Origin of the sequence: Oscillatoria salina IIICB1 (assembly GCF_020144665.1) — a bacterium.
GTDB lineage: Bacteria > Cyanobacteriota > Cyanobacteriia > Cyanobacteriales > SIO1D9 > IIICB1.
On record NZ_JAAHBQ010000127.1, the window covers coordinates 1 to 6,191 of the forward strand.

The following is a 6,191-nucleotide window of genomic DNA, read 5'->3' on the forward strand; positions in this document are numbered from 1 at the left end:
CGTCTCTACAACTAATTCCTCGCCCGCCAAATTTTGATAGCCAGACAGCCAGTTACTTTAGTCAGTGTCTAGAGGTTAGGTAAAAAATTTATCGTCGAAAATCAAAAACCCCTGCTTTTTCAGAGGGTGAGTAAGCCAATTCTATCGAATAATTCCCAGTCCCCAGTCACCAGTCCCCAGTCACCAGTCCCCAATTAAAATAGTTGCCAGTCGTGAGAATTCAATCTTTTTAATTGTTGTAGTCTCTGGGTAAAATAACTTTCATCTAATCTACACCAGTCGTAGCGGATGGCGTTATTTAAACTAATTCCCCACATCCAAATATGGGCGGTTTGGGTGAAGGCTTGTAAGGAATTTATTTCAGGTTTGCTGAGTGATTCGACGGATTGATATCCTGTGAGAAAGGCTTCTCTGACGTTTTTAGGCATTCCGGTGCGAATGGATACTTGCAAAAATTTACCGATGTCGAAAGCCCGCCAACCGTAGCCGCATTGGTCGAAGTCGAATAGAGTTATTTTACCATCAGAGGTAAAGTGGGCGTTGCCGCTATGAGGATCTCCCCAACAGATTCCCCAATAAGGCGCTTGTGTGGGAAAATTGGTAAGTTGGCGTTTGATTTCACTGATGAGTTGCTGGATGTAGGTTAATTCTTCGTTGCGGTGGCGTAGGAAAGGCGCGATCGCCACTTCTGCATCGTCTAAGAGGTATGCTAATGATAGGGGCTCTCGTTGATGGCGACTGCGCCAATTGCGGGTGGAGAAATGCAGTTTGGCTAGGGTTTCGCCCAGTAAAAAGCTTTGATTTTGGTTTAAGTCTCCTAATGCTACGTTTCCTGGGGCGTAGGGAAATAAGGCTGCGTAGCGTTTTCCTTCGGGGGCGTTAATTTCTACGGCTAATTTGCCTGTGGTTGTTCGTAAGGGATAAGCTACGGGAAGATGACATTGATGTAAATAATCTAATAATTCCAGTTCAAAGTCAATTTCCGAACGCGATCGCCAATGATGATGCGACACTCGCAAGATATATCGACTTGTTTGCGTTTCTACTAAATAGATGTCACTTAAGCCTCGATGCCAAAATTGACAAGTACAAATCTCTGCAATTTCATACTCTGGTAGCACCCTGGTTACTAATGCTTTGCATTCCAGGGTAGAATAGGTTACTGGAAATACATCTTTCGTCATGATTTAACCAATCCTGCACGCAACCCTCAAACTGCTACCGAGAAAACCTCGATCGCTTGTACTTTTTTACTCCCCTTTTTGATTGTCAATAATCTGCTGACTAAATTTTGTTGTTGAAGTTACAAAATCTCGCTCAACTAAATAAAGTTTGTTTAAGTTAACCTTCGTCCCTAACTTGACTGCACACAATCAGCTTTTTGTCAAGAGAATAATTTCAAATCTTCATTGGTACTTTTCGGCAGATAATTGATAACCTATTGCAATAACTGGAAAATTTGCTAAGGTAATTAAAGCAATTATTGCCATTAATTATCAAAAACAACTAATCTCTGTGTCCAACTCTCCTAATTATCTCAAACTGAATACCTGGAATCGTCGCCAGTTTTTAACTTGGGGTTTAACTGGTTTAGGTATGACTGTGGGTGCAACTATCCTGGGGACTCGTTTGCGTCAGAAGTCTGCATTAGTCCAAATTCCCCCACTACCAGAAGAAACTGCTTTAGCAGACAATGATTTTAACCCGATGACTTTGTTACGCGACTTTGACTATGGTACGCTCAAGGAAGAAAATGGGCGTAAAATTCGCGAATTTGAAGTTACAGCAAACAGTTCTACTCTACAACTAAATAGTGCAATTACGTTTGTCAGTTGGAATCTCAATAATCGAGTACCGGGTCCGACACTAAGAGCAAAAGAAGGCGAATTTATTCGCCTTATCTTCCACAATCAAGACGGACATTCTCATAGTTTACACTTTCATGGCACTCATCCGGTAGAAATGGATGGCGTTGAACCGATACGTCACGGAAAAACGTTCGTTTACGAGTTTGAAGCGAAACCTTATGGAGTTCATCCGTACCACTGCCATATTGCCCCAGTAACTCGCCATATTAGCAAAGGTTTGTATGGTTTATTAATTGTCGATCCACCGCAACCAAGATTACCTGCGGATGAGATGGTTTTGGTAATGGGAGGATATGACATTAATAATGACGAACATAACGAATTATACGCTTTTAATGGCATTCCTAACTACTACCGCGATCGCCCAATTCCAATTTATCAAAATCAGTTAGTCCGGTTATATCTGCTCAATATGATTGAATTTGATTCGGCGGTAACTTTTCACATCCATGCAAATATGTTTCAAGTTTATCGCACAGGTAGAACTATGACACCAGATGAGGAAACTGATGTAATTACCATGGGAACTGCGGAACGACATATTCTTGAATTTGCTTATCCTTATCCGGGTCGTTATATGTTTCATCCTCATCAAGATATTATTGCCGAAAACGGCTGTATGGGATTTTTTGAGGTGATTCCCGCTTAGATCGTTATTAGCTAATATTCTTATCTAAGATTAAAAGTTATTGACAGAGAATTTCATTAATTGTAGGCTTAATCACTACGAGATAAAAATTTAAAAGGAGTAATTAAGAAAAATGGCAAAGCAAATCAAAGCTGTAGAAATGTTTCTCGCTCTCAGTTTAGCTGTTACTCTTGGTGCTTGTAACAATGCAACTACTGATGCAGGAGAAGGTGGGGAAGCGGAGGTTGTCGAACCTACTGAAACTGTTAACCAAGGTGGCGAAGGTGGCGAAGGTGGCGAAGGCGGTGAAGGTGGCGAAGGCGGCGGTACTGGAAACGCAGACGTTGATTATATGACCGCTTTAGCGCTGATGAAAGGTCACTTAATTGTTGCCGAAGAACTAATCGAAGAAGGAAAATATGCAGAAGCAGAACCTCATATTGGACATCCGGTAGAGGAGTTGTATGGTGATGTAGAAGGGCAACTGACAACCAGAAATGTACCTCAATTTAAAGCAGAATTAAACGAATTGAACGATCTAGCCAAATCAGCACCCGAACAGCCAGAGACGAAGCAAGCATTTACAGAAGCAATGGAATTAATTGATAATGCGATCGCGGCTTTACCTGAATCTCAGCGACAAGATCCCGAATTTGTGCTAGGGACGATCAATCAATTGTTAAAAACTGCTGCCGAAGAATACGAAGCCGCGATCGCGGATGATAAATTTGTTGAACTGGTAGAATATCAAGATTCGCGCGGATTTGTGCTTTACTCTCAGCAACTATACGAAAATATTGCTGAGGAGATGCAGCAAGAAAGACCAGAAGACCACGAAGTAATTTCTTCTACATTAGACGAATTAGAGACAGTTTGGCCCTCGGTGAATCCTCCTGATAGTCCAATTAAGACACCTAGCGAAGTTTATGGGCTGGTTTCCGAGATTGAATTGCGTAGTAGTTAAAAAAGAACTTGCGGCTACACAAACTAATACCAATTTGCTTTGGCTGTGCTACATAAAATTGGGTAGAGACGTTGCATTTTAGTCTCTACAGGGTCTGTATCTGTAGCATTCATTTATGGAAATGGTATAAGCCCGCCTGCGCGGGCTAAAATACATTTATAATAACTATTGAAATAGACACAAAATTAGGGTTAATCTAGTAGATTTGAAATGATTTTTGCAATCCCAGAAGTGCTGACATCCGATGAATTAAAATTGCTTCAAACTCGACTAGCTGACGCGGAATTTATTGATGGTAAATTAACCGCAGGTTGGCACGCGAAATTAGTTAAAAATAATCAACAAGTTAAGTCGGGAACGTCTGAGTTTCAAGAATTTAAATCAGTAGTAGAAAAGGCTTTGCAACGTAATCCTTTGTTTCAAGCTGCGGTACGTCCTCGCTACGTTCACTCGCTTTTGTTTACTCGTTATAACACGGGAATGTCTTATGGTAGACATACAGATAATGCTTTGATGGGACAAGCTTTGCGACGTTCGGATGTGTCTTTTACGTTATTTTTGAATTCACCTGGGGAGTATGAGGGAGGAGAGTTAGTAATCGAAAGTGCAGATGATGAGAAAGCTTATAAATTACCAGCAGGTTTTGCGATCGCCTATCCTGCTTCTACTTTACATCGGGTTGAGCCTGTCACCACAGGAAACCGTTTGGTTGCAGTGGGTTGGGTGCAAAGTTTGATTCGAGATCCCGGCGATCGCGAAATTCTCTTCGATCTCGATACTGCCCGACGTGCTATGTTTGCAAAGGAGGGCAAATCTCCGGAATTTGACTTGATTTCCAAAAGTATTGCTAATCTCCTCCGCAAATGGGCAGAATGAGTTCGATAGGAGGTTATAATTACTCCTCATTTTCGTATTCTCGCTGAGAATCTGGAGCCATTCCTCCACCGGGAACGAAAGCAGTTAAAGTTTGACTATCTGCTACTTCTTCTTCTTTGCTTCTCGAATCAGGAAGATTGGGATCTCGGACATCTTTTTTCGGATCTTCTCCAGTTTCTTTCTCTATTGCTGTCGGTGGTTTATCAGCTTCAGATACGTCGATAGGAGGATTTTGTTTTTCCGGAGTCATGGGTGGGAACTTTGCATACTATTCAGCTATCTCTAGTTTGAGAAAGGCTAGCGAGATCCTTCATCGTTCTCAGGTTCGAGATCCCGTGACGCGATCGACAAATAAAGTTAATTTCCGGATTCTATGTGTTACGTTTGTAGTATAAAAGAGCAAACGCGATCGGGAGTAGCAATGTTCAAACAAATCAAATCTATTTTGCTCCCAACCCAAAGCAGTCAAGGTTCTAAGCGCCTGCTCAACTCAATTGGCAAGGAAGCAAAAGTAGAATTAACGATTGTGGGTCCTTACCAAGCCGGACGAGTATACTACAAAGGTAGTTGGTGGCCCGCTCGTTGCGTTAAAGATGCTACTTTAGTTCCTGGTGAAGTTTGCTACGTGGTAGGTATGAATAACATCACCTTGTTGGTAGAGCCGGACCCAGACCCAACAGAAGCATCTGTTTACCTTAACTAAGTGACATCCTCCCCTACCAAATCTTTGATTATGGTGGGGGCTTCCAAGAATCACTTCTTGCGGAAAAAACCAGGTATTTGTATCAAATTTCTCGCGGTCAAAAGGAATCTTCGGAAACAGAAGAAAATTTAATTTTTATTTATCAAGATGTCCCGCAATCAGAATTATACATTCCTTTTTCGCAGATGATTTATTTGGGGGATGGAGCATCGGATTTACCTTGTTTTGCAGTGATGAATCAAGAGCAAGGAGTGGCGATCGGAGTGTATAAAGGTGATAGTGTGGCAGAATGGAAAGATAGTGTTAATGTCAGTCGTTCTCAGCGTATCGCTAACTTAGCTCCTGCTGATTATCGGGAGAATTCGGAATTAACGATCTCGCTGACTTTAGCTGTTGAGGGAATTTGCAAACGCATCGCTTTACATCAGTTGAGTGTGAATGAGTAAAAATTGTCAATTTTAGGTATTTTATTAGCATAAAAAATCAGAAAAGTCAAGCTTAACCGCTCGATTAAAATTGGAAACCTAGCAAATTCCAAAAAGCTAGGAAAGGAATAAAAGTTACTGCGGCTAACGTTGTGAGAGAGTAGTGAATGCGTCGTCCTAAAGACCATAATTTATTTTTCCACGCGATCGCACTAAACAGCAGCTAAAGTATACAGAGCAATGACAATTGCAGGTACACCATAAGCGAGTTTCCAAACCCCGATCCACCAGAGAGATAAAGGTAAACCAAAAATAAATAAGAGATTCAAACCTGAGACTGCTACGATTAACCATTGAGCGAGACTAGATGTTGCGCGATCGCTTTTCTTTTTCCCTCGCCAAACCCAAATAGCTGACAACAATAATATACCACAAAAAGATAATATTCCCAACTGCACCCAAATCGTTTCATACCAAGGGATTTTTGGGTAACTACCAATCTTGGGAAATAAGCGAACTAATTTCAGTTCACTATTTATAGGTTGGATCTCATCGTTGAAAATATCGCCACGAAGCAAGTTTTTTACTGAGGAAATGAGCTTGCTTTCGGAGCATAATCAGAAGAAACTGAATGCAGTTAAACTAGCTTCTGAAAGCTAGCATAGTTATTAAAGTAAGTTATCAATCTCAAGAGTGATATTTGGCAATCAAAAATATTTAGGTATTA

General features: G+C 41.1%; 8 protein-coding genes. 5 read left to right on the top strand and 3 right to left on the bottom strand.

The annotated features are described in order from the left end of the window. Nucleotides 1-194: 194 nt before the first annotated feature. Entirely contained in the window at nt 195-1,184 is a 990-nt protein-coding gene (locus G3T18_RS24130; protein WP_224413146.1) for a phosphotransferase, read from the bottom strand. Nucleotides 1,185-1,515: 331 nt separating this feature from the next. Here G3T18_RS24130 and G3T18_RS24135 point away from each other — a divergent pair, with 331 nt between their 5' ends. The 3 genes from G3T18_RS24135 (at nt 1,516) to G3T18_RS24145 (ending at nt 4,336) form a co-directional block, all read left to right on the top strand. After that, entirely contained in the window at nt 1,516-2,517 is a 1,002-nt protein-coding gene (locus G3T18_RS24135; protein ID WP_397334000.1) for a multicopper oxidase domain-containing protein, read from the top strand. A gap of 112 nt (nt 2,518-2,629) precedes the next feature. Beyond that, entirely contained in the window at nt 2,630-3,460 is an 831-nt protein-coding gene (locus G3T18_RS24140) for a hypothetical protein (protein ID WP_224413147.1), read from the top strand. 210 nt (nt 3,461-3,670) lie between these two features. Continuing rightward, on the top strand, nt 3,671-4,336 hold the full coding sequence (locus tag G3T18_RS24145; protein ID WP_224413148.1) for a Fe2+-dependent dioxygenase: 666 nt from the start codon (nt 3,671-3,673) through the stop codon (nt 4,334-4,336). Between the two features lie 19 nt (nt 4,337-4,355). Here G3T18_RS24145 and G3T18_RS24150 read toward each other — a convergent pair whose 3' ends face one another. After that, complete coding sequence (locus tag G3T18_RS24150; RefSeq protein WP_224413149.1) at nt 4,356-4,586, bottom strand: hypothetical protein; 231 nt, start codon at nt 4,584-4,586, stop codon at nt 4,356-4,358. 171 nt (nt 4,587-4,757) lie between these two features. Here G3T18_RS24150 and G3T18_RS24155 point away from each other — a divergent pair, with 171 nt between their 5' ends. Together G3T18_RS24155 and G3T18_RS24160 are read left to right on the top strand one after the other, a co-directional pair. Continuing rightward, entirely contained in the window at nt 4,758-5,039 is a 282-nt protein-coding gene (locus G3T18_RS24155) for an NfeD family protein (RefSeq protein ID WP_224413150.1), read from the top strand. Nucleotides 5,040-5,116: 77 nt separating this feature from the next. Next, entirely contained in the window at nt 5,117-5,485 is a 369-nt protein-coding gene (locus G3T18_RS24160; protein WP_224413151.1) for a hypothetical protein, read from the top strand. A 191-nt stretch (nt 5,486-5,676) separates the two neighbouring features. Here the strand turns inward: G3T18_RS24160 and G3T18_RS24165 are convergent, their stop codons facing one another. Next, a complete protein-coding gene (locus G3T18_RS24165) occupies nt 5,677-6,042 on the bottom strand; it encodes a hypothetical protein (RefSeq protein ID WP_224413152.1) in 366 nt (121 codons plus the stop codon). Nucleotides 6,043-6,191: the final 149 nt, after the last annotated feature.

Bases quoted from the DNA above. Each gene is read 5' to 3' on its own strand.
- G3T18_RS24130 (WP_224413146.1), bottom strand. From the start codon at position 1,184: ATGACGAAAGATGTATTTCCAGTAACCTATTCTACCCTGGAATGCAAA.
- G3T18_RS24140 (WP_224413147.1), top strand. From the start codon at position 2,630: ATGGCAAAGCAAATCAAAGCTGTAGAAATGTTTCTCGCTCTCAGTTTA.
- G3T18_RS24145 (WP_224413148.1), top strand. From the start codon at position 3,671: ATGATTTTTGCAATCCCAGAAGTGCTGACATCCGATGAATTAAAATTG.
- G3T18_RS24150 (WP_224413149.1), bottom strand. From the start codon at position 4,586: ATGACTCCGGAAAAACAAAATCCTCCTATCGACGTATCTGAAGCTGAT.
- G3T18_RS24155 (WP_224413150.1), top strand. From the start codon at position 4,758: ATGTTCAAACAAATCAAATCTATTTTGCTCCCAACCCAAAGCAGTCAA.